Source organism: Micromonospora sp. LZ34 (assembly GCF_052981855.1).
In genome coordinates this window covers 1-20,401 of the sequence record NZ_JBRIQN010000036.1, presented here as the reverse complement: position 1 = coordinate 20,401, position 20,401 = coordinate 1, and the positions used below count along the sequence as shown (strand labels likewise).

Annotated in this window: 16 protein-coding genes and 2 pseudogenes; 9 read left to right on the top strand and 9 right to left on the bottom strand. The window is 75.1% G+C overall.

Going from position 1 to position 20,401, the window contains the following annotated elements; translation table 11 throughout:
- Nucleotides 1-28 precede the first annotated feature (28 nt).
- On the bottom strand, nt 29-1,468 hold the full coding sequence (locus ACVCAH_RS28355; protein WP_447139280.1) for a hypothetical protein: 1,440 nt from the start codon (nt 1,466-1,468) through the stop codon (nt 29-31).
- A 254-nt stretch (nt 1,469-1,722) separates the two neighbouring features.
- Here ACVCAH_RS28355 and ACVCAH_RS28350 point away from each other — a divergent pair, with 254 nt between their 5' ends.
- The 3 genes from ACVCAH_RS28350 to ACVCAH_RS28340 all read left to right on the top strand — a co-directional run bounded on the left by ACVCAH_RS28350 (nt 1,723) and on the right by ACVCAH_RS28340 (nt 5,034).
- Nucleotides 1,723-1,845 (top strand): 50S ribosomal protein L36, encoded by a 123-nt coding sequence (locus ACVCAH_RS28350; protein ID WP_447139279.1) that lies wholly within the window; start codon nt 1,723-1,725, stop codon nt 1,843-1,845.
- Between the two features lie 128 nt (nt 1,846-1,973).
- Nucleotides 1,974-4,442: a PEP/pyruvate-binding domain-containing protein gene (locus ACVCAH_RS28345; RefSeq protein ID WP_447139278.1), complete on the top strand. Its 2,469-nt coding sequence runs from the start codon at nt 1,974-1,976 to the stop codon at nt 4,440-4,442.
- A gap of 4 nt (nt 4,443-4,446) precedes the next feature.
- A complete protein-coding gene (locus tag ACVCAH_RS28340; RefSeq protein ID WP_447139277.1) occupies nt 4,447-5,034 on the top strand; it encodes a TetR/AcrR family transcriptional regulator in 588 nt (195 codons plus the stop codon).
- A 22-nt stretch (nt 5,035-5,056) separates the two neighbouring features.
- On the opposite strand, the gene ACVCAH_RS28335 is transcribed toward ACVCAH_RS28340, so the two are convergent.
- Together ACVCAH_RS28335 and ACVCAH_RS28330 are read right to left on the bottom strand one after the other, a co-directional pair.
- Nucleotides 5,057-5,713: a response regulator transcription factor gene (locus tag ACVCAH_RS28335; RefSeq protein ID WP_447139325.1), complete on the bottom strand. Its 657-nt coding sequence runs from the start codon at nt 5,711-5,713 to the stop codon at nt 5,057-5,059.
- Nucleotides 5,710-6,997 (bottom strand): annotated as a pseudogene (locus ACVCAH_RS28330) (histidine kinase). Before ACVCAH_RS28330 ends, ACVCAH_RS28335 begins: the two are co-directional and overlap by 4 nt.
- A 153-nt stretch (nt 6,998-7,150) precedes the next feature.
- Between ACVCAH_RS28330 and sigJ the strand changes: the two are divergent.
- From sigJ to ACVCAH_RS28310, 4 genes are all read left to right on the top strand, one after another.
- A complete protein-coding gene (sigJ, locus tag ACVCAH_RS28325) occupies nt 7,151-8,035 on the top strand; it encodes an RNA polymerase sigma factor SigJ (protein ID WP_447139276.1) in 885 nt (294 codons plus the stop codon).
- Nucleotides 8,036-8,284: 249 nt separating this feature from the next.
- The gene (locus tag ACVCAH_RS28320) at nt 8,285-8,698 is read left to right on the top strand and encodes a hypothetical protein (RefSeq protein ID WP_447139275.1); all 414 of its coding nucleotides are present in this window, start codon (nt 8,285-8,287) and stop codon (nt 8,696-8,698) included.
- 15 nt (nt 8,699-8,713) lie between these two features.
- Nucleotides 8,714-9,310 carry a cell wall protein gene (locus ACVCAH_RS28315; protein ID WP_447139274.1) on the top strand — a complete coding sequence of 199 codons (597 nt, stop codon included), beginning with the start codon at nt 8,714-8,716 and terminating at the stop codon, nt 9,308-9,310.
- 71 nt (nt 9,311-9,381) lie between these two features.
- Entirely contained in the window at nt 9,382-10,248 is an 867-nt protein-coding gene (locus tag ACVCAH_RS28310) for a MauE/DoxX family redox-associated membrane protein (protein WP_447139273.1), read from the top strand.
- A gap of 94 nt (nt 10,249-10,342) precedes the next feature.
- Here the strand turns inward: ACVCAH_RS28310 and ACVCAH_RS28305 are convergent, their stop codons facing one another.
- Nucleotides 10,343-10,915, bottom strand: coding sequence for a DoxX family membrane protein (locus ACVCAH_RS28305; RefSeq protein ID WP_447139272.1), 573 nt, complete (start codon nt 10,913-10,915; stop codon nt 10,343-10,345).
- Between the two features lie 191 nt (nt 10,916-11,106).
- Between ACVCAH_RS28305 and ACVCAH_RS28300 the strand changes: the two genes are divergently transcribed.
- Nucleotides 11,107-12,123 carry an ornithine cyclodeaminase family protein gene (locus tag ACVCAH_RS28300; RefSeq protein ID WP_447139271.1) on the top strand — a complete coding sequence of 339 codons (1,017 nt, stop codon included), beginning with the start codon at nt 11,107-11,109 and terminating at the stop codon, nt 12,121-12,123.
- A gap of 163 nt (nt 12,124-12,286) precedes the next feature.
- On the opposite strand, the gene ACVCAH_RS28295 is transcribed toward ACVCAH_RS28300, so the two are convergent.
- Together ACVCAH_RS28295 and ACVCAH_RS28290 are read right to left on the bottom strand one after the other, a co-directional pair.
- Nucleotides 12,287-13,771: a S1 family peptidase gene (locus ACVCAH_RS28295; protein ID WP_447139270.1), complete on the bottom strand. Its 1,485-nt coding sequence runs from the start codon at nt 13,769-13,771 to the stop codon at nt 12,287-12,289.
- A 287-nt stretch (nt 13,772-14,058) separates the two neighbouring features.
- Nucleotides 14,059-15,840 carry an ABC transporter ATP-binding protein gene (locus tag ACVCAH_RS28290; RefSeq protein ID WP_447139269.1) on the bottom strand — a complete coding sequence of 594 codons (1,782 nt, stop codon included), beginning with the start codon at nt 15,838-15,840 and terminating at the stop codon, nt 14,059-14,061.
- Between the two features lie 73 nt (nt 15,841-15,913).
- Between ACVCAH_RS28290 and ACVCAH_RS28285 the strand changes: the two genes are divergently transcribed.
- A complete protein-coding gene (locus tag ACVCAH_RS28285; protein ID WP_447139268.1) occupies nt 15,914-16,486 on the top strand; it encodes a TetR/AcrR family transcriptional regulator in 573 nt (190 codons plus the stop codon).
- Nucleotides 16,487-16,501: 15 nt separating this feature from the next.
- On the opposite strand, the gene ACVCAH_RS28280 is transcribed toward ACVCAH_RS28285, so the two are convergent.
- From ACVCAH_RS28280 to ACVCAH_RS28270, 3 genes and pseudogenes are all read right to left on the bottom strand, one after another.
- Nucleotides 16,502-17,971, bottom strand: a complete 1,470-nt coding sequence (locus ACVCAH_RS28280) for a dynamin family protein (RefSeq protein ID WP_447139267.1) — start codon at nt 17,969-17,971, stop codon at nt 16,502-16,504.
- Entirely contained in the window at nt 17,968-19,815 is a 1,848-nt protein-coding gene (locus ACVCAH_RS28275) for a dynamin family protein (RefSeq protein WP_447139324.1), read from the bottom strand. Before ACVCAH_RS28275 ends, ACVCAH_RS28280 begins: the two co-directional genes overlap by 4 nt.
- 103 nt (nt 19,816-19,918) lie before the next feature.
- Nucleotides 19,919-20,401 (bottom strand): annotated as a pseudogene (locus tag ACVCAH_RS28270) (hypothetical protein); the annotation flags it as partial.

Sequence of the window (20,401 nt, the reverse complement as noted above, 5' to 3'; positions counted from 1 at the left end):
CACCGTAGCGACCCCCACCGACAGTCCGTCAGGACCGGCCGAGGCGGGGCATGACCGGGCGGATCTCCACCGGCGCGCCCGGCCGGCCCCCGGCGCGCGAGCGGTACTCCGGGACTCCCACGCAGGTGAAGAGCAGCGCCGCGAGGTCGGCCGGCTCGGCCAGCAGACCGGGCACCTCCGAGTCGATGAAGGTCATCCCCGACGCGCCCGCGCCAAGGGCGTACGCGGCCAGGTGCAGCCGGCCCTCGACCAGCCCGGCGGCGAGCTGGGCGTCGCGGTAGCTTCGGTCGTCGAGCGCCGACAGTGGGGTGGCCGCGATGACCACGTACGCGGCGTCGCCGGCGAGGGACTGGTCCAGGCAGACCCGCAGCAGCTCGTCGCGGAGATGCGCGGCCAGCAGCGGCTGGGCCAGGTCGGGCCACCGGTAGAGGCCGGGTGCCACGTCGTCGACGCCGTGCACCGCCACCCAGTGCGGCACCTGCACGCCGCGCAGGGCGGCGGCCATCGGCCATTCCAGTGCGGCGCGCGGCAGCGTCCGGGACCGGTCCATCCGCCGCTGCGATCCGCGCCGGCGCACCACCTCGTCCAGGGTGTCCGACGGTGGGAAGCCCGGTAGTGCGGCGGCCTGCGGCCACGGCGCCCCGAGGTCGTCCCGCTCGCCCGCGCGCTGCGCGGCGGTGCACAGCGGCAGCTCGACCGGCGGCAGCTCGCCCGGGGCCGCCGGCCCGGTGGGTCCGATCGCCGGCTCGCCGGCGTCGAGGGACAGCAGGGCCAGCGGGTACTCGTGCACACCGTCCGCCCCGACGAGGGCGCGCAGCACGGCGTCCGGGAAGAGCGAACGCAGCCGCGGCGGGATGCCGGCGCTCGCGGCGGCCGCCGACAGCTGGGACAGCAGCGTCCCGGCGTCCCAGTAGAGGTGCCGCCACCCCCGCTCGGCGTAGCGCCAACCGGTCCGCCACGGCACGCCCGTCACCACGAGCGTGGTGACCGTCCCGGCGGCGGCGGGGGCGACCTGGACCAGCGCGTGCCGCGCCGCGTCGTACCAGTGCACGCCGTCCGGGATTCCGGCGACGCCACGGGTGCTCGCGTAGACCTCCAGGGGGAAGCGCGCCCCGGCCGACCCGGCGGCGCGGTAGTAGATCGGACGTCCGTCGCGGCGGGCGGTGCGGACCACACCGGCGCCGAGGAAGAGCACGCGGCCGAGCTGCGCCGCGTCCAGCGGCCGCGCCGGGCAGGTGACGCCGGCGAGGACGGCGGTCGCCGGCACGCCGGGGTCGGGCAGGTCGCGCGGCAGCGCCACGACGGGAAGACCGTCCGGATAAGTCTTCATCGGCGGCGGCAGGGTCGCCGGGTCGTTCGGGACGAGGTCGCGGCGGACCCGGGGGTCGTCCACCGGCACGTTCCACTCGCGGCTCGGCAGGTACGAGGTCAGCCGGTGCAGCAGCCCGGCGCCGGAGTCGAGGTCCACCCGGCCATCCTGCCAGCCCCCCACCGCGGCGGTCGGCCGCTGCCGGGCCCGGCGGAACACCGTCGCGCAGGCTTCGCCCCGGGGCGGACGGCGGCGCCCGCGAGGTGACGAATGACCGGTGTGCCGCCGGGTACGCGAGCCGGGGTACGTCGGTGATCGCCCACCGTCGCCGCGACGCGTGCCCACCCGTTCCCGAATCCGCTGCCGTCCCGGCGGGGGCCCGGGATCCGGCGACCAGGAAGGGGTGTTCCGCCATGAAGGTCAGAAGCTCGGTGCGGGGGTTGAAGCGGAAGGTGAACTCGATCGTGGTGCGCCGCAGGGGCCGGATCTTCGTGATCAACAAGGCGGACCGGCGCCAGAAGGCCCGCCAGGGCTGACCGGCACCGACGGCGTCGCCGCTCAGTGGCGAGGGCCGAGCACCTCTCAGCGGATTTCACATTGCAGTTGCATCGTGAAACGGGTAGCGTCTTTTGCAATGCAACTGCACTGCAAAAGAGGTGTTCGCATGCGGGTGATCGCGCTGTCCGAGGTGACCGGCGACCTGGTCGACCTGGTCGGTGGCAAGGCGGCCGGGCTCGGTGAGCTGATCCGTTCGGGGGAGCGGGTGCCGGATGGCTTCTGCGTCACCACCGTCGCCCACGGCCAGGGAGTGATTCCGGAGGCCGAGGTCGCCGAGGCGTACCGGCGGCTCGGTGGCGGCCCGGTGGCGGTGCGCTCCAGCGCGACCGCGGAGGACCTCCCGGACGCCAGCTTCGCCGGCCAGCAGGACACCCTGCTCGGTGTCACCGGGCTGCCCGAGGTGCTGACCGCGATCCGGCAGTGCTGGGACTCGCTGCACCACCCGCGCGTCGTCGCCTACCGCGACGCCCACCAGATCGACCATGAGTCGGTGCGGATGGCCGTCGTCGTGCAACGCATGGTCGAGCCGGCGGTCGCCGGGGTGCTGTTCACCGCGAACCCGCTCACCGGCTGCCGCACCGAGCAGGTGGTGGAGGCCGCCCCGGGCCTCGGCACGGCCGTGGTCGACGGCGCCACCGCCGTCGACCGGTACGTCCTCGACGACGCGCCGCCCGCCGCCGCGGGGCCGCTGACCGCCGCCCAGCTGGCCGAGCTGCGCGAGGTCGGCCGCCGGCTCCAGGCCCACTTCGGGACCCCCCAGGACGTCGAGTGGGCGTACGACCGCGACGGCGTCCTCTGGCTGCTGCAGTCACGGCCGATCACCACGCTGTTCCCGCTGCCGCCGGACACCGGGAAACCCACCCCCCGGGTCTACCTGGAGTTCGGCCACGTGCAGGGCATGCTGCAACCCGCGACCCCGATGGGCATGTCCACCCTGAAGGCGCTGGTGGCGGGGATGCTGGCCGCGTTCGGGCTCACGGTGGAGATCACCGACATCGGCGGCCGCCTGTACGGCGACCTCACCGACCTGGCCCGTGACCGGGCCGCCCGCAAGCGACTGGTCAAGCTGATGGCGGTGGACTTCGGCCCACGCGCGCAGGCGGTGATGGAGCACGTGCTCGCCGATCCGCAGTTCGCTCCGCTGCCGGGCGCCACCCGCCGCGCGGGGTCCGCCCCGTCCCTGCGGACCGGCCTGCGCGCCGTCACCGGGGTCACCCGGTCGCTGGCCCGGCCGGACGCCGCCCGGCTCCGGTTGTTCCAGGAGGTCGAGCGGCTCAGGCTCGGCTCGGCCGCGCCCGCCGGGCTGCGCACCGCCGCGGAGCGGCTCGAGTTCGTCCGCGCCCAGGACCCCTCGGCCGGCTCGTACGACCTCGTCTGGCCGATCGTCGCCGGCATGCTCGCCGCCGCGCTGCCGCCGACGCTGCTCGCCGGGGTGGCCAGCCGAGACGAGATCAACACCGTGCTCGGTGGCATGCCGCACAACGTCACCCTCGACATGGACCTGGCGCTGTGGCGGCTGACCCGACACGTCGGCGAGCACCGCGACCTGCTGCTCACCACCCCGCCCCCGGAACTGGCCGTCCGGTACGCCCGGGGGGAGCTGCCGGACATCGGGCTGGCGGCGTTCCTGGACCGCTACGGCCACCGCGCGGTCGCCGAGGTCGACCTCGGGGTGCCCCGCTGGGACGAGGACCCGACGCCGGTCTTCGCCATGATCGCCAACTACCTGCGGGTCACCGACCCGGAGCAGGCGCCCGACGCGCGCTTCGCCCGGGCCGCGGTGACCGCCGAGGCCGCCCTGGCGGACATCGTCGCGCGGGCCCGCCGCCGCCGGCCGGTCCGCGGCCGGCTCGCCGGGTTCCTGCTGCGCCGGGCACGGTCGCTGGCCGGCCTGCGGGAGGCGGGCAAGTTCGCCGGCCTGTACCGGTTGCGGGAGATGCGCCGGCAACTGCTGCTCATCGGCGCCGACCTGGCCGAGCAGGACCTGCTGGCGCAGCCCGACGACATCATGTTCCTGACCCTGGACGAGACGCACGCGGCCGTGCACGACGGGGTCGACCACCGGCCCACGGTCGCCGCCCGCCGGGCGGTGCACCGGCGGGAACTGCGCCGGCGGACCGTTCCGGTGGCCGTCCTCTCCGACGGCACCGACGTCGAGGCCGTCCTGCCCGCCACGCCCGCCCCGGACGGTGCCCTGCGCGGCGTGGGAGCCGCCGCCGGCCGCGCGACCGGGCCGGCCCGGGTCGTCCACGATCCGGCCACCGCACACGTCGAACCCGGCGAGATCCTGGTCGCGCCCACCACCGACCCGGGCTGGACGCCGCTGTTCCTCACCGCCGCCGCCCTGGTCACCGAGACCGGCGCGGTGATGGCGCACGGCCCGACGGTGGCCCGCGAGTACGGCATCCCCGCCGTCATCTGCGTCCCGGACGCCACCCGCCGGATCCGCACCGGACAGCTGGTCACGGTGGACGCCGCGGCCGGGACGGTGACCGTCGAGGACCCGGCCGCCGGCGACCCCGCACCGGCCGGCGCCGCGGCCGATCACCGGGACGGCCGCACCGTGACAGCATGAGGCCATGCCGAAGAAGGTCGACCGCCACGAACGGCGCACGCTCATCGCCGACGCGTTGATGCGGGTCGCCGCCCGGCAGGGGCTGGAGGCGGTGAGCCTGCGTCACGTGGCCACCGAGGCCGGGGTCTCGCCCGGCATGGTGCAGCACTACTTCCGCACCAAGGACGAGATGATGACCTTCGCCATGGGCGTCGTGCGGGACCGCAGCCAGGCCCGGATCAACGACGCGGTCAGCCGGCTGGGCGACGACCCGTCGCCCCGCCAGCTGCTCCGGGCGATGATCACCTCGCTGCTGCCGCTGACCGAGGAGTCGCGCGCCGACGGGCGGGTCGCCCTGGCCTTCCTGGCCTACACCGCGGTACGCCCGGAGGCCGCCGCCGGCATGCGCGACGAGACCGGGCAGCTGGTGGAGTTCGTCGCCGGTCTCCTCCCGGCGTCCCGCCGGGACGCGGCCGCCGGGGTGCTGGCGCTGATGGAGGGGCTGGGCCTCTACCTGCTCGGTGGGCAGTACACCGTGGAGCAGGCGTTGACCGCGCTGGACGACCACCTCGACACCCTCTTCGGCGTGGGGGACGCGACCCCGGCCGGCTGACCCACCGGCCCGGCGGCACGGCTCAGTGGACCGGGTCGGCGCGTAGGTAGGTGAGCACCGCCAGCACCCGCCGGTTGGTGTCGTCGCTGGGCAGCAGGCCGAGCTTGGTCAGGATGTTCCCGACGTGCTTGCCGATCGCCGCCTCGGTGACGTGCAGCCGTGCGGCGATCGCCGCGTTGGACCGGCCCTCGGCGACCAGCATCAGCACCTCCCGCTCCCGCGGCGACAGCGCGGCGAGCGGGTCGCGCGGGCGGTGCAGCAGTCGCCGTACCACGTCGGGGTCGACGACCGTGCCTCCGGCGACCACGGTGCGGAGGTTGTCGACGAACTCGGCCACCTCGGCCACGCGGTCCTTGAGCAGGTAGCCGACCCGTCGACCGTCGCCGCTGTCGAGCAGCGCGGCGGCGTACTCGGCCTGCACGTGCTGGCTGAGCACCACGACCGCGAGCCCCGGCCGCTCGGCGCGCAGGGCGACCGCCGTGCGCAGACCGTCGTCGCGGTGGTCCGGCGGCATCCGGATGTCGGTGACCACCAGATCCGGCGCGTGCCTACGCGCCGCCTCCAGCAGCGCCGGCGCCGAGCCGACCGCGGCGACGACCTCGAAGCCGAACCGGGTCAGCAGGGCGACGAGCCCCTCGCGCAGCAGAACCTCGTCCTCGGCGAGCACGACCCGGGTCACCGGCACGGCAGCTCCACCCGCACCAGGGTAGGGCCGCCCGGCGGGCTGGCCAGCAGCAACCGGCCACCGGCCGCGGCGACCCGGTCGGAGAGGCCGGTCAGGCCGGTGCCGCGCACCGGGTCGGCCCCGCCACGCCCTTCGTCGTGGATCTCCACCACGAGTCGGTCGCCGGTGCGGGTGAGCCTCACCCTCGGCCCGGGTGGCCTCGGCGTGCCGGGCCACGTTGCCGAGCGACTCCGAGACGACGAAGTAGGCGGTCGTCTCGACGGTCTCCGGCAGTGGCCGCCCGAGGTCGGCGTGGACGGTGACCGGGATGGTGGCCTCGGCCGCCAGTTCCCGGACCGCGCCGGCCAGGCCGAGGTCGGTGAGGCTCTGCGGGCGGATCCCGTGCACGATCTGTCGCAGCATGACCATCAGATCCTTGGCCTGGTCGTGCGCGACGGCCAGCGGCCGGGCCGCGGGGGAGTCCGCCGGCACGTCCAGGCGGGCCAGGCCTAGGTGCAGGGTGAGGCTGGTGAGCCGGGTCTGCGCGCCGTCGTGCACGTCCCGCTCGATGCGGCGCCGCTCCGCCTCGTACGCGTCGACCAGGCGGGTCCGCGACCGGGCCACCTCGCGCAGGGCCGCCCCGTCGTCGGGGCGGCCGAGCAGCCACCGGGCCACCGCGGCCTGGCCGGCGGCGAGCGCCCCCGCCAGGTACCAGAGCGCCGGGACGAGCAGGACGCCCAGGATCGCGTACGGGACGGCCTGGCGAGGCGTGTCCACAGTGGTCCAGACCACGATGACCTCGTCGGCGTCACCGGCCAGCCAGGGACTCGCCACCAGCGTCAGATCCAGGGCCGTGACCAGCGCGAACACCCAGTACGCGAGCGGCACCACGCTGCCCAGCCAGCAGGTGTACGCCACCTCGCGCCAGGCCGCGGCGGTGGTGTAGCGGCCGGCCAGGCCGGGGCGGCGCGCCTCGGGCAGCGGTCGCGCGTCGACGACGCCCAGCCGCCACCGCTCGACGGCGCTCACCGGGATGCTCACGATCGGCGCTAGGGCCAGGACGACCAGGCTGCCGACGGTCAGGAACAGCACGAGCGGAAGCTCGACCGGGCGGCCCTGCCGCACCGCGTTGACGGCCGCCAGCAGCGGCGCCCCGACGACAAGCAGCCCGACGGCGAGGGTGCCGGCGATCGGCACGGTGGTCAGCAGATAGGCCAGCGCGCGCCACGGCCACCAGGAGAGCAGGTAGTGGGGGCGGCGCAGCGCCTCGGCCAGGTGCGGCGGTTCAGGCGGTGTCATGCGGCAGACGCTAATCGGGGCGCGGGCGCCCACCCCAGCCGTCTGGGCGTACCTTCCGGGTATGGCCAGCCCTACCCGAGGCCGACCGCCGGTCACATCGCCCCACCGTGGCGGGTCCTACCGGTACGACCCCGCGAGGAAGGCGTGTGACAGGTGGACGAGCGCGAGTGGCTGACGGAGTGGTTCGAGGAGCACCGGACGCGGCTGCGTGCGGTGGCCTACCGGATGCTCGGTTCGGTGAGCGAGGCCGACGACGCCGTCCAGGAGGCCTGGTTGCGGGTCAGCCGCGCCGACGCCGGCAGCGTGGAGAATCCCGCGGGGTGGCTGACCACGGTGGTGGCCCGGGTGTGCCTGAACATGCTCCGCTCACGCGGGGCGCGGCGGGAGGAGCCGCTCGACGTGCGGGTGCCGGATCCGGTGATCAGCCCGGATTCCGGTCTCGACCCGGAGCAGCAGGCGGTGCTGGCCGACTCGGTCGGGCTGGCGCTGCTGGTGGTGCTGGAGACGCTGACGCCGGCCGAGCGGCTCGCGTTCGTGCTGCACGACATGTTCGCGGTGCCCTTCGAGGAGATCGCGCCGATGGTCGACCGGTCACCGGCCGCCGCCCGCCAGCTCGCCAGCCGCGCCCGCCGCCGGGTCCGGGGGCAGGCGCCGGCGCCCGACCCCGACCTCGCCCGGCAGCGGGCGGTGGTCGACGCGTTCTTCGCCGCCGCCCGCGACGGCGACTTCGCCGCGCTCGTCGCCGTGCTCGATCCCGAGGTGGTGCTGCGCGCCGACGGCGGGGCCGCCCGCACCCACCGGACGGTCGTCGTCACCGGCGCCCGGGCGGTGGCCGGCCAGGCGGTCACCTTCGGGCGACTCTCCCCGTTCGCCCGACCGGCGCTGGTCAACGGGGCCGCCGGGGTCGTGGTGGTGGCCAACGGCCGGCCGCTGTCGGTCATGGGTTTCACCGTCACCGACGGCCGGATCGTCGCCATCGACGTGCTCTCCGACCCGGACCGGCTCGCCGCGCTGGACCTGACCGTCCTCGACCGCTGACCGGCGTGCCGGGGCGGGCGTCCGGGTGACCGGCCGCCGGCGCTCGCGGTGAGGACCGGCCGAGGTTGACGGCCGAGCCTGTGGTTGCCGCATGCATGAGCGCGTCACCGGGTCGGGTCCGAATCCGCCCATCACCCGCTCTGTAGGAAAGCTTCCACTCCACCGTTGACTTTGGTGATTTATGACACAACAATCAGCGTCTATATAGACACTGATCGTTTTCGATCACGTCCCTGGAGGGAGGTACCCATGGCAGCTCTGCGAGGTGAGGTGTCGTGGTTCTGCTGCGGCAGCGCCTGGGGTCCCTGCGGCTCGGCCGGCGGCGGCGCCTGCGGCACCTGCAGATCCGGCAACTACCAGCACGCCTGGCCGAACACCTCGGACGCGTGCCTGGCCATCACCCGCCCGCACGCCTGCGGGATCAGCGGGATGAGCCGCCGCGGCTGCGGCTTCCGGCACTACACCACCAACCTCTGCAACGGCGCCCGGATCGGCACCACGATCGCCGACTGCGGCCCGCAGACCGACCTGTTCTGTGGCGAGCGGACCTGCTGCGGCTCGGCCTGCGGCAGCAACCGGATCATCGACCTGACGCCCGCGGCGTACAGCGCGATCGCCAGTCTCTCCGCCGGGCTGCGGCCCTGCTCGGTCGACACCGTCTGAACGGAGGGCACCACCATGCACCAGACCCTGGACCGTCGGCGGCTGCTCGCCACCGCCGCGCTCGGCGGCGTGGTCGGCGCCACCGCGCTCGGCTCGCTCGCCCCCGAGGCCGCCTTCGCCGCCGAGGCCTCCGCCGTGGAGCCCGGCGCGCCGGACCCCAACTTCGCCGAGGGCCGGATCAGCAAGATCTCCGGCAGCATGCTGCTGGTCACCGGTTCGGACACCGTGCTGCACTCGATCCGGATCACCGACGGCACGAGCATCTGGAAGCTGCACCCGACCACGTTCGACCGGGTGGCCGTCGGTGACGGGCTCTACGCCCGTGGCGTCCGCCTGCCCGACGGCACGCTCGCCGCGGACGCCGTCTGGGTCAACATCGTCAACCTGCACGGGCACATCGCCGCGGTCGGCCGCAACGTGCTGCACCTGGACCACAAGGGCCAACGGATCGTCGCGCACGTGGTGCCGGACCGCTCCGCCGCGGTCTACAACGGCACGCCGGCGGTGAGCGACATGTCGCTGCTGCGGGTCGGCCGGCACGTCCAGGTGCTCGGCGCCTGGCATCCGGACACCAACGAGATCGACATCGCCACCGTCTACGCCGCCGCCTGATCCGCGCGGCACCCCGGGCGGTACGGGGCCGCCCGGGGCGCCGCCCACCGGACCACCTGATGGGAGAACCCATGATCGACATGATCGCGGCGCTGCAACCGCTGGTCGTCGGCGCCGTGCTGATCTGGTCCGCCCGCGTCAAACTGTTCAGCCGGCACGCCGCCGCGGCCGCCCACCGGTCGGCGCTGGTCCGGCTGCTCGGGGAGCGCCGGGCGCTGCCGGCGTACCGCCTGCTCGGCGGCGTCGAGCTGATTCTCGGCGGGCTGCTCCTGCTGCCGCCGGTGCTGCGGCTGGAGGCGGTCGCCGCGACCGCGCTGGCCGTCGGCTTCCTCGGCTACCTCGGCTACGCCCGCCGGGCCGCGCCGGCCTCCTCCTGCGGGTGCCTGAGCGCCCGCGCCATCCCGGTCTCCGGTCGCAGCCTGGCCCGGGCCGGACTGCTGGTGGCGGCGGGCGGCCTGGCCGGCCTGGCCGGGACGGGCTGGGCGGGCGCGCTGGCGGCACGGCCGATGGCCGGCGCCGCGGTACTGCTCGCCGAACTGGCCGCGGTGGTGGCGCTCTCGCCGGAGCTGGACGCCGCCTGGCTGCTGCCGCTGCGCCGGCTGCGCGCCCGGCTGACCCATCCGCTGCGCGGCGGCTCCGGGGTGCCGCTGCTCGCCACCGTGCAGCAGCTCCAGCTCAGCGAGGCCTACCGCCGGGTGGCGGCGCTGCTCCGCTCCGACGTACGGGAGCACTGGGACGACGGCGACTGGCGCTTCGTCGCGCACGCCGCCCGCTACCAGGGCCGCCCGGTGACCGCGGTGTTCGCCGTGCCGCTGGCCGACCCGGAGCCCGCCGCGGTGCGGGTCGCCCTGGTCGACGACGTCACCGGGCACACCCTGCTGAGCCTGGCCGGTACCGCGCCGCCCGCCGGTCCCCGGCTCGCCGTCGTCCCGGTCTGACGCCGGCGCCGGCACCTGGATCGGGTCCGGGCCGCCGGCGCCGGTACGCCGCGGGGGCGGCACCCGGCCGGGTGCCGCCCCCGTCGGGGCGTCGTCACTTCAGGAAGGGCAGCCGCCGGACGATCCGCAGTCGGCTCCAGTACCGGCCGAGGCCGAGGGTCTTCCCGGCGGCGGTGAGGGCCAGGACCGCGAGGACACCGGCGTAGACGAGGTGGTCGTCCATGAAGGGGTTGTTCTCCGGGGGCAGGACGGCCGTCCACATCATGACCAGGAGCAGGGCACCGGCCGCGGCGGCGATCCGCGTGCCGATGCCGAGCAGGAGCGCGGTACCGATGGCCGCGAGACCGGTCATGAAGAGCCAGTCGGCCCAGGCGGCTCCCGCGAACGACCGGTAGAGGTCGGCGAACGGGCCGGCCACCGCGTTGCCGAGGAAGCCCGCGGTGGGGCTGCCGCCGTTGATCCAGGCCTTGGCGGCGTCGGTCGAGTGGCCCAGGCCGAACAGCTTGTCGAGGAACGCCCAGAGGAAGGTCCAGCCCAGCGCGAGGCGCAGGCCGGCGAGAGCGTACCGGGTGGCCCTCTCCCGCGCGGTCTCGGCCGGGACGGCGGTCGCCCGGGGGGCGGCGGTCGCGGTGCGGTCGATGGTCGGACGCTCTGCGATGGCGGTCATGGCGCCTGCTCCTCTCACTTCTTGTCTACGACTCAATTCCACCGGTTCCGGCGGGCCACGAGCAGTGCCGGCGGACCACAGTCGACGGGACCTTCGACCCCCACCCGCGGGACCTCCCGCCGGCCGGGTGCCACCCCGGCCCGCGCACTAGCCTCGGGGTGTCCCGCCAGCCGTCCACCCCGGAGCCGCCCGTGTCCGAGTTCGCCGCGCCGACCGTCGCCACCTTCGCCGGGATGCGCCTCATCGCCGCGGCCGAGGTCGCGGCGACCCCCGTCCGGGCGGCGGTGGACGCCCTGGAGGCGGCGCTGTCCGAGGGCCTCGACCCGGAACGGCAGGCGCCCCGCTCGCGGCTGGCCACGGCGGCCGGCGAACTGCTGGTCATGCCGGCGACCAGGGACGGGTACACCGGCTGCAAGCTGCTCACCAGCACCCCCGGCAATCCGGACCGCGGCCGGCCGCTCATCCAGGGCGCCTTCCTGCTCTTCGCCGGATCGGAACAACGCCCGGCGGCGCTGATCGACGGCGCCGCGCTGACGAACCTGCGCACCCCGGCGATGTCCGCGCTCGCGGTGCGGCACCTGCTGCCGCCCGCCGGCGAGCCGTTTCGGCTCACCGTGTTCGGGGCCGGCCCGCAGGCGCTCGGCCACGCCGAGGCGCTGCTGGCGCTGCACGACGTCGCCGAGGTGACCCTGGTCGCCCGCGCCACCGCCCGGCGGGACCGGCTCGCCGCGCGGCTGGCCGGTACGGGCGTCCGGGTGGAGGTCCGCGACCCGGGCTCGGCCACCGAGGCGGTGACCCGGGCCGACGTGATCTGCTGCTGCACCAGCGCCGCCACGCCGCTCTTCGACGGCGCGCTGGTCCGGGCGGACGCGGTGGTCGTGGCCATCGGCTCGCACTCGCCGGACGCCCGGGAGGTGGACGACACGCTCGTCGCCCGCTCGCACGTCGTGGTCGAGTCGCGGGCCAGCACCCTGCGGGAGGCGGGTGACGTGGTCATCCCACTGACCGCCGGGGTGCTGCGGGAGGACGAGGTGATCCCGCTGCACCACCTGGTGACCGGCCGCCTCCGGCTGCCCGCCGGTGGACCGCGGCTGTTCAAGGGCACCGGCATGCCCTGGCAGGACCTCGCCGTCGGCGTGGAGGTCTACCGCACCCGGCCGGCGCCGTCTATCCGCGGCGGGTTCGCCCACGGCACGCCGCCCGGCTGAGCACCCGGCGGGCGGACGCGGTGCCGGTCCGGTCCACCAAGAGCGGAGGCGGCGGCGATTCGTCCACCACGCGCTGACGCGGGGTGCGGACTCCCCTCCGCACCCCGCCGTCACCGCGTCCCCGCCCCGGTGCGACCGCCGTCGGCGGCCGCGCCGGTCGGGATCACGGGTTGGTGATGCCCATCGAGTAGCTGCCCGAGCCGCTGTAGGCGTGCACCTCGAAGCGGTAGTAGCCCGCGGTGCCGGTGTAGCTCAGCGACTCGTCCGGGCCGGCGGTGTACGACCCCGCCACGTCCACCCAGCTGGAGCCGTTCCACTTCTGCAGGTAGAGGTCGAAGTCGACCCCGGTCGGCCCGTCCAGGCAGCCGCGGTGGGTGCCGGAGACCGACGAGTAGTAGTAGCTGCCGTTCGGCTGGTATCGGCTCTGGCCCGCCGAGATCGAGCCGGTGTAGGTCGCCTCGTACCCGGTGCAGCCGGTCGGCGGCGGCGGCTCACCGCCACCGCTGGTGCGCAGCGTCAGGCCGTACGCCGAGAGGATCTCGTTGACCGGCTGGAAGTAGGTCGTCCCGCCGGTGGTGCAGTTGCCGGATCCACCGGAGGTGACGCCCTGCGCCTGCTGGCCGGAGAGCCACGAGCCACCCGAGTCGCCGGGCTCCGCGCAGGCGTTGGTGCGGGTCAGGCCGCTGACCGATCCCTCGGCGTAGTTGACGGTCTGGTTCTTGGCCTGGACCGAGCCGCACCGCCAGCCGGTGGTCGAGCCGGAGCGGCAGATCGCCGCGCCGACCGCCGCCTCCGTGGAGCCGGCCACGGTGACGTTGCCGCCGGAGTAGTTGTTCACCCACGGCTGCGGGGTCCAGTTGGTGTTGGTTTGCACCCAGGCGTAGTCGTTGCCCGGGAAGGACGACCCGCGGAAGCTGCCCTGCGCGACCTGGTTGTAGCCCTGGGTCGCGGTGCCGACGGTGCCGCAATGGCCGGCGGTGACGAACCCGCCGGTGACCGAGAAGCCGACCGAGCAGCGCCCGCCCATGTAGTAGGCGTCGCCGCCGCGCACGTCGTAGTAGGTGCGTGGGGCCTCGGTGGTGGCCACCACGCGGACGGCGGACGCGTCGACCCGGCTGGCCCGCACGAACGCGGCGGCCGCGCGGGCGTCGCCGCGGGCGAGCACCACCACGCTGTTGGTGGTGACGTCGACGTACCAGCCGGGGACCGAGGCGGCGGGCGCCTTCGCGGCGTGCCGGTCCAGCGTCGACTTGATCCGGTCGAGTTCCGCGCCGCCGCGCTCGACGACCTTCGGCCGGGCGCCGGCGGCCCGGACCCGGTCCGCCGCGGCTTCGCTGGTGACCGCCACCACGAGCGCGTCGGCGGTCAGCCAGCCGCCGGCGTACGCCGCGCCGAGCGACCGGCGCAGCGCGGCGTCCGTACGGCTGCCCTTCTCGTCCCGGGCGATGCGGGTGCGGGCCTGGGCGGCGGTGAGGCCGAGGTCCCGCTGCAGCGCGGCGAACATCTCCGACGACGCGGCGGCGGGCGGCGCCGCGGCGCTCGTGGCGGGTACGTCCACCGGTGCCGCGGCGGCCGGTGGCGCCGCGATCGTGAGGGCGCCGACGGGCAGCAGGATCGCTGCTGCCGCGGCGGCGAAGCTTCGTCTCATCCGTGGCCTCCTTGAGGGCGGCCGCGGCGCGGGTTCGTGGGGGTTGCGCCGCGGACGGGAGCGGGGTCCGGTGCCCAGCCGCGTCCCGCCCGCCGGAAGCAGTGGGCGGCGCGGATGGTGCCGGTGACCTGCCGACCCGGCCCGTGCCGCGGCCGCTGGTCGCCCTCGGCCCCGACGCCGGCCCGATCGAACGGGTCAGCGTCAACCTACGCGGGCAGAATCGAGATTGCTCTATATCATCTGGCTCATATCACGAGCTGACGCGGCCGGTCGGTGGCCGGCGCGGGTCAGCGTACGGCCACCGCGCCGCCGCGCTGCTCGGCCGCGATGCGCAGCGCCTCGACCAGCCGGCGGTAGAGGTCGTCGCCGGCGAGCAGTTCGGGGTGGGTGCCCTGGGCCCGGATCCGGCCGTCCTCCATCACCACGATCCGGTCGGCGTCGAGCACGGTGGAGAGCCGGTGCGCGATGGTGACCACCGCGCCGGCCGCCGCGCGCCGCCGGACGCACTCGTGCAGGGCCGCCTCGGTCAGCCCGTCGACCTGGGCGGTCGCCTCGTCGAGCAGCAGCACCTCGGGGGTGCGCAGCATGGCCCGGGCCAGCGCGATGCGCTGCCGCTGCCCGCCGGAGACCTCGGTCGAGGAGAGCGACGTGTCCAGGCCGTCGGGGAGCGAGTCGACCTTCTCGTCCAGCCGGACCGCGCGCAGCACCTCCCGGAGCTCCGCCTCGGTGGCGTCCGGGTGGGTGAACCGCAGGTTGTCCCGGATGGTGCCGGGCACGACCGGCGTCTCCTGCTCGACGTACGCCAGTCGGGCGCGCACCTCGTCGTGGCGGTAGCTGGCGTACGGGCGGCCGTCGAGCAGCAGTTGCCCGTGCTCGGGTTCGAGGAAGCGCAGGATGAGCGAGAAGAGGGTGGTCTTGCCCGCGCCCGACGGCCCCACGATCGCGGTGTGCCCGCGCCGCGGGATGGTCAGGTCGACGCCGCGTACCGCCGGCGGTGCGTCCGGGCCGTACCGGGCGGTGACGTCCCGGAAGACCAGCACCGGCTGCTCCGCGTCGGCCGCTGCGACCTGCTGGGCCGGGGCGGCCACCGGCGCCGCCGGCTCGGTGTCGATGGCCTCGATCTCGCGGATCCGCCCGGCCGCGGCCACGCCGGCCTGCAGGGCGGTGGTGTTCTGGGTCAGTTCGGTGATCGGCCCCATCAGCTGGAACGCGTACAGCAGGAAGGCGATCAGGCTGGAGATCTCCAGCAGGTCGCGCTGGGCGCGCCAGGCGCCGATGCCCAGGATGGCGATGACCGCCAGTTGGATGCCGGTCCAGGCGATCGTCCAGACCGTGGCGGTGACCCGCGCCGATCGGACGCTGTGCGCCGCCGCCTGGCGCGCGTCGGCGACGATGCGCTCACCCAACCGCGCCTCGGCGCGGCTGGCCTTGACCGTGCGGATCGCGCGCAGCGCCCCCTCCAGCGCCCCGCCGAGCTGTCCCATCGACTCCTGCGCGGCGGCCTCGGCCGCCGCGATCCGGGGCATCAGCGCGCCCATGATCGCCGCGACCACGATCACGGCCACGATGGTGCAGCCCAGCAGGAACAGGTCCAGCACCCCCATCAGCACGAGCGTGCCGAGCAGGGCGATGCCCGCGTTGACCAGGCCGACGATGCTGCCGGACGCCTCCCGCAGCAGTTGCGTGTCGGAGGTGACCCGGGTGACCAGCTCGCCGGTTGGCCGGCGCTGCAGGTCGCCGACGCGGGCCCGGAAGTAGCGCCGGACGATCGCGGCCCGCGCGTCCAGCACGATGTGCTCGGCCAGCGTGCCGAGCAGCCGCCACTGGCACAGCGTGATCGCCGCGCCGACGACGACGAGCACCAGCAGGACCCCGATCGGGCGGGCCATCGACTGCCCCGCGCCGAGGGTGTCGAGGACCCACTTGGTGACCATCGGCGTGGCGAGCCCGGCCGCGTTCGCGGCGAGGCCCAGCAGCAGGCCGAGGAGCATCGTCCGCTTGTGCGGGGTGAGGAACGACGCGAGCGTGCGGAGCCGGGGTAGGGCCACGTCGGGACTGGAGGATGCCATGGCCTAAGTGGAACAACAATGTTCCAATACAGTCAAGCTGTATTCCGACCTGGCGTGTTGCTATCCTCGCGGCGTGACCGACGTGCAGGTGTCCGGCAGCCGGGCGCGGACCCGGCAGGCGATCGTCGACGCGGCGATCGAGCTGCTCGGGCGCAACCCGGCCGCGTCGCTCGGCGACATCGCCACCGCCGCCGAGGTGGGCCGCACCACCCTGCACCGCTACTTCGCCGAGCGCTCCGACCTGCTCGCCGCGGTGGGCGCCGAGGCCGTCGCGCGGCTCAACCGCGCCACGGCGCAGGCCCGCATCGGCGAGGGCACCGGCGCCTCCGCGATCCGCCGCCTCTGCCAGGAGTACTTCGACCTGGGCAGCCTGCTCTCGCTCATGTTCACCGAGCCCGAACTCTGCGTCGACCCGGCCGCCGGGGGGTCGGCCGGGTGCGATCCCGAGTTCATCGCGATGGTCGAGCGCGGCCACCGCGACGGCACCGTCGACCCGGAGCTGCCGGCGGACTGGTTGCAGAGCCTGGTCTGGTCGCAGCTCTACGCGGGCTGGGCGTACCTCGCCGAGACCGGGGCCTCCCGGCACGAGGTGCTGCGCCTGATCCTGCGTACCGTCGACGGCGCGATCGCGGTCAACCCGGCCTGACCGGGCGGCGACCGGTCAACGCCCGCCCTCGGCCAGTTCGGCGAGCATCCCCTCGCAGCTGCGCACGACGACCTGCGCGCCGCGCCGCTGCGCCAGCCGCAGCAGCGGGTCCTCCGCGCGCTCCCGCCAGCGCCACTGCGCGTCGGCGGCGACCTCCCAGAGCCGCTGCACGGTCGCGTCGTGCTCGACGCCGAGCCGGGCCGCCAGCCCGATCCCGTCGCCGCCCACCAGCCGCCGCGCCTCCTCGGCCAGGTCGGCGTCGAAGCCGAGCCGGGTGTCGCGCAGCGCGGCGAGCAGCCGCAGCTCCTGGAACTCGTGCGCACCGGCGAGGATCTGCTCGACCGTGCCGAGCAGCTCGGCGCTGCCCGGACCGGGCTCGGCCCGCGCCAGCGCCTCCACGGCGGCCAGCGCCGAGCGTGCCTTGAGGGTGTCCCGCCGGTCGACGAAGAACCGGTTCACCGACTCGCGCAGCTCGGCCAGGCCGCTGCGCCGGATCAGCTCGGCGGAGAGCGCGACCCGGCTGTCGCAGCCGGTGCGTACCAGGGTGGTGGCCAGCCGCACCCCGAAGAGGCCCAGCCGGTCCAGCAGGGCGGCGCGCACCTCGGCGTCCAGCGGGACCGGCAGCTCGCCCCGGAGGAAGCGGTCGGCCGAGAGCAGGTACGCCTCCAGCTCCGCACGGGGCGCCTGGGCCAACTGGGCGAGCGCCGCGTAGTCCGACTCGCCGAGCACCCGGCCGGCCAGCCCGAGCAGCCCGCTGCACGCCACCACGTTCAAACTGACCGCGGCGACCCGCGGGTCGCGGTGCTGCCGGCGGGCGAGCTGCCGGGCGGTGAGCAGCGCGTCGATCCGCCCGCCCCCGGTCTCGTCGGCCCGGGACAGCACCAGGACCACGTGCACCGGGGCGGCCTGCCCGACCGCGCTCTCCCGCACCGACTCCAGCACCCGCAGGTCGCTGCCCCGGCCGTCGCGGGTCAGGTAGAGCACGGCGTCCGCGTCGCGCAGCACCCGGTCCAGCACCGGGGACCGGCCGTGCTCGTCCGGGCCGGCGACCGGCGGCGTGTCGATCAGCGTGACCTGCCGCAGTGCCCGGGTCGGCCACCGCACCACGATGTCGCGCAGCTCGCCGGCCCGCCAGCCGACCAGGTCCACCCGCATTCCGGTCGCCGACTTGGCCACCGCCAGCTCCTGCGGCGGGTGGCTGGTCGAGTACGCGGTGGCCGCCGGCTGCGCCCCGTCCTCGTACCAGGTGAAGACGCCGCTGCCGTCGGTCCCCTCGACCGGCGCGACCTCCTCGCCCATCAGCGCGTTCAGCACGGTCGACCGGCCGGACCGCCACGGCCCGGCGATCGCGATGCGCAGTGGCTGCTCCAGCCGGGCCAACTGGTGGCGCAGGTGGGCGCTGGCCCGGGGGTGGTCCCGGTAGAGCTCCACGGCGCGGTGCAGCAGGCCCCACACCGCCTCGTCCAGCCGGAGGCCGACGGTCATGCCCGGGGCTCCAGCGTCGCCGGCGCGGGCCGGGCGCCGGTCAGCTGCTGGGCCTGCTCGTAGAGCGCGGCCAACCGGGTCATCTTCAGCCGGATCTCGCGCTGGCGCTGGTCGCGCGCCGCCGCGTCGGTGTCCGCGGCCGCCTTGGCGGTACGCAGCGACTGGATGATGGCCTCCTGCAACTCCTCGGTCAGCGCGCTGAAGTGGTCCCGCAGCATCCGCTGCACCTGCCGGGCGGTGTCCCGGCAGTCCCTGGTCGTCCGGACGAAGAAGTCGTCGACGTGGCGCTGGATCGCGGTCTTGACGGTCGACTGGCGGCGGCGCAGCAGCTGGCGGCTCTCGTCCCGGATGCTCTTGCCGCCGAACAGCGCGCCGGCGCCGATCGACACCGGGTTGATCATCGGCATTCCGGCCAGCGTCATCGCCAGGCCGAACATCAGCAGGCCGCCGTACGAGCCCTTCATGCCGGTGAAGACCTTCTGGCCCGCGGTGAACCGGTCGATGTTCGGCCGTTCCATGCTCGGCATCCGGTCACCGAGGTCCTCCGGCACCGTCATCGACCATGGCGGCAGCACGTCGTAGCCGTACCGGGCGAAGTTGCCGGCCACCCGCCGGGCGACCCAGTCGCAGCGCTGCACCAGCCACTCGTGATTCGCCTCGGCCGCCTCGACCAGGCTGAGCCGCAGCCACTCCTCGAAGGTCTCCCAGGCCACCAGCGGGTCGGCCGTGTCGAACGCCTCGTCGACCATCCGCAGGATCTCCCGGGTCCGGTCGCGCAGGTCGTACTCGATGTCGGAGAGCAGGTCGGCCATCTCGTCGGCGAGCGTGTTCTGCCATCGGGTGGAGCACCGGCGCAGCTCGTCGACCTCGCGCTGGGCCGCGTGCAGCCGGGACATCGGGCCGGACTCCTGCTCGGCCTGCTGGCTCTCCAGTTCGGCCCGCAGCGGCGCGGCGAGCTGCTCCACCACCGTACGGGCGACCAGGCTTACCGAGGCCCGGGCCAGCACGTCGGCCTTGCCGGCCAGGTCCCGCTGGAGTCGCGCGATCAGCACGGGGAAGCCCGACTCGGCGTTGAGGACCCGGTCGTCACCGGCCGCGGCGCGCAGCCGCAGCGCCGCCGACACGCAGATCAGCGCCGCCGGCACGCCGGCCTCGGCGAGGTGCTTCCGGTTGCGCTCGGCCACCGCCCGCCAGTCCGGCGCCAGGTCGGTCTTGGTCTGCACCACCACCACGTTGGGGTGCGACCGGGTGAGGTGCAGCAGCACGTTCAGCTCGGCGACGGAGAGTTCCCGGGTCGAGTCGGAGACCAGCAGCACGGCGTCCGCGCGGTTCAGCGCGGCCGCCGGGGCGGCACCGCCGAGGGCGGCCACCTCGTCGGCGCCGGGCATGTCCACCAGCACCAGACCCGCGCCGAGCAGCGCGCGGGGCAGTCCGATCTCGACGTACGCCGGGCCGCCGCCGGCCCGGCGCAGGGTGCCGGCCACGCCGGCGGGGATCTGGTCCAGCGGGAGCGCGGTCCGCTCCAGGGTCCCGGTGCCGCCACCGGGCCGACCCGGAGTGGACGGTGGCCCCTGGACCACCGCGGCGGCGGCGGCCCCGGCGTGCCGCACCACGGTCGGCAGCACGGTGGTGCGGCCGTCGCCGACCGGACAGACCGGGGCGTTGACGATGGCGTTGACCAGTTGGCTCTTGCCCTGGTTGGGCTCGCCCAAGACCAGCACCCGCAGTGTCGGATCGAGCAGTTGGGCGCGCTTCTCACGGACCGTCTGGAGCAGGTCGCCGCGCCCGTGCTCCCGGCACGTACGGGCGATCTCGTCGAGCACGTCCAGCCAGATCCCCGCCATCACCGCACCAAGTGTGCGGATTTCAGGTCAATTATCAAGAGGGATCCGGGAAAAGGCCGGACCGCCCAGGGCGGTCCGGCCTTCCCGCTCCACCGGAATCCGGTCAGAGCAGACCGTCGGTGACACCCAGCAGGCCGCCGCCGGCCGACGCCGAAGCGTCGCCGTGGACCCCGGCGTCGCCGGTAACACCGCCGGTCACGTCACCGGTCACGCTGCCCACCGTGCCGGTCACACCGCCGAGCAGGCCGTCGACCTGCTGCGTCACGCCGCCCACGGTGGACGGCACGTCGACCGGCGGGACCAGGCCGCCCTGCCCGTCGCCGAGCCCCAGGCCACCCAGGGTGTCGTCCACGCCGAGCCCGTCGACCAGGCCGCCGACCTGGCCCTGGGTGCCGCCGAGCGTCCCGCCGAGCAGGCCGTCGCCGCCCAGCACGCCGTTGCCGAGCAGCCCGGAGTCGGCGCCGCCGAGCACCGCGCCCGGGTCGCCGGCCGTACCGGTCACGTCACCCACGACCGGGTCGGCCACGGTGTCCACCGCGCCCACCACGTCGGCGTCGAGGGTGTGCGCCAGGTCGTGCGCCCCGGT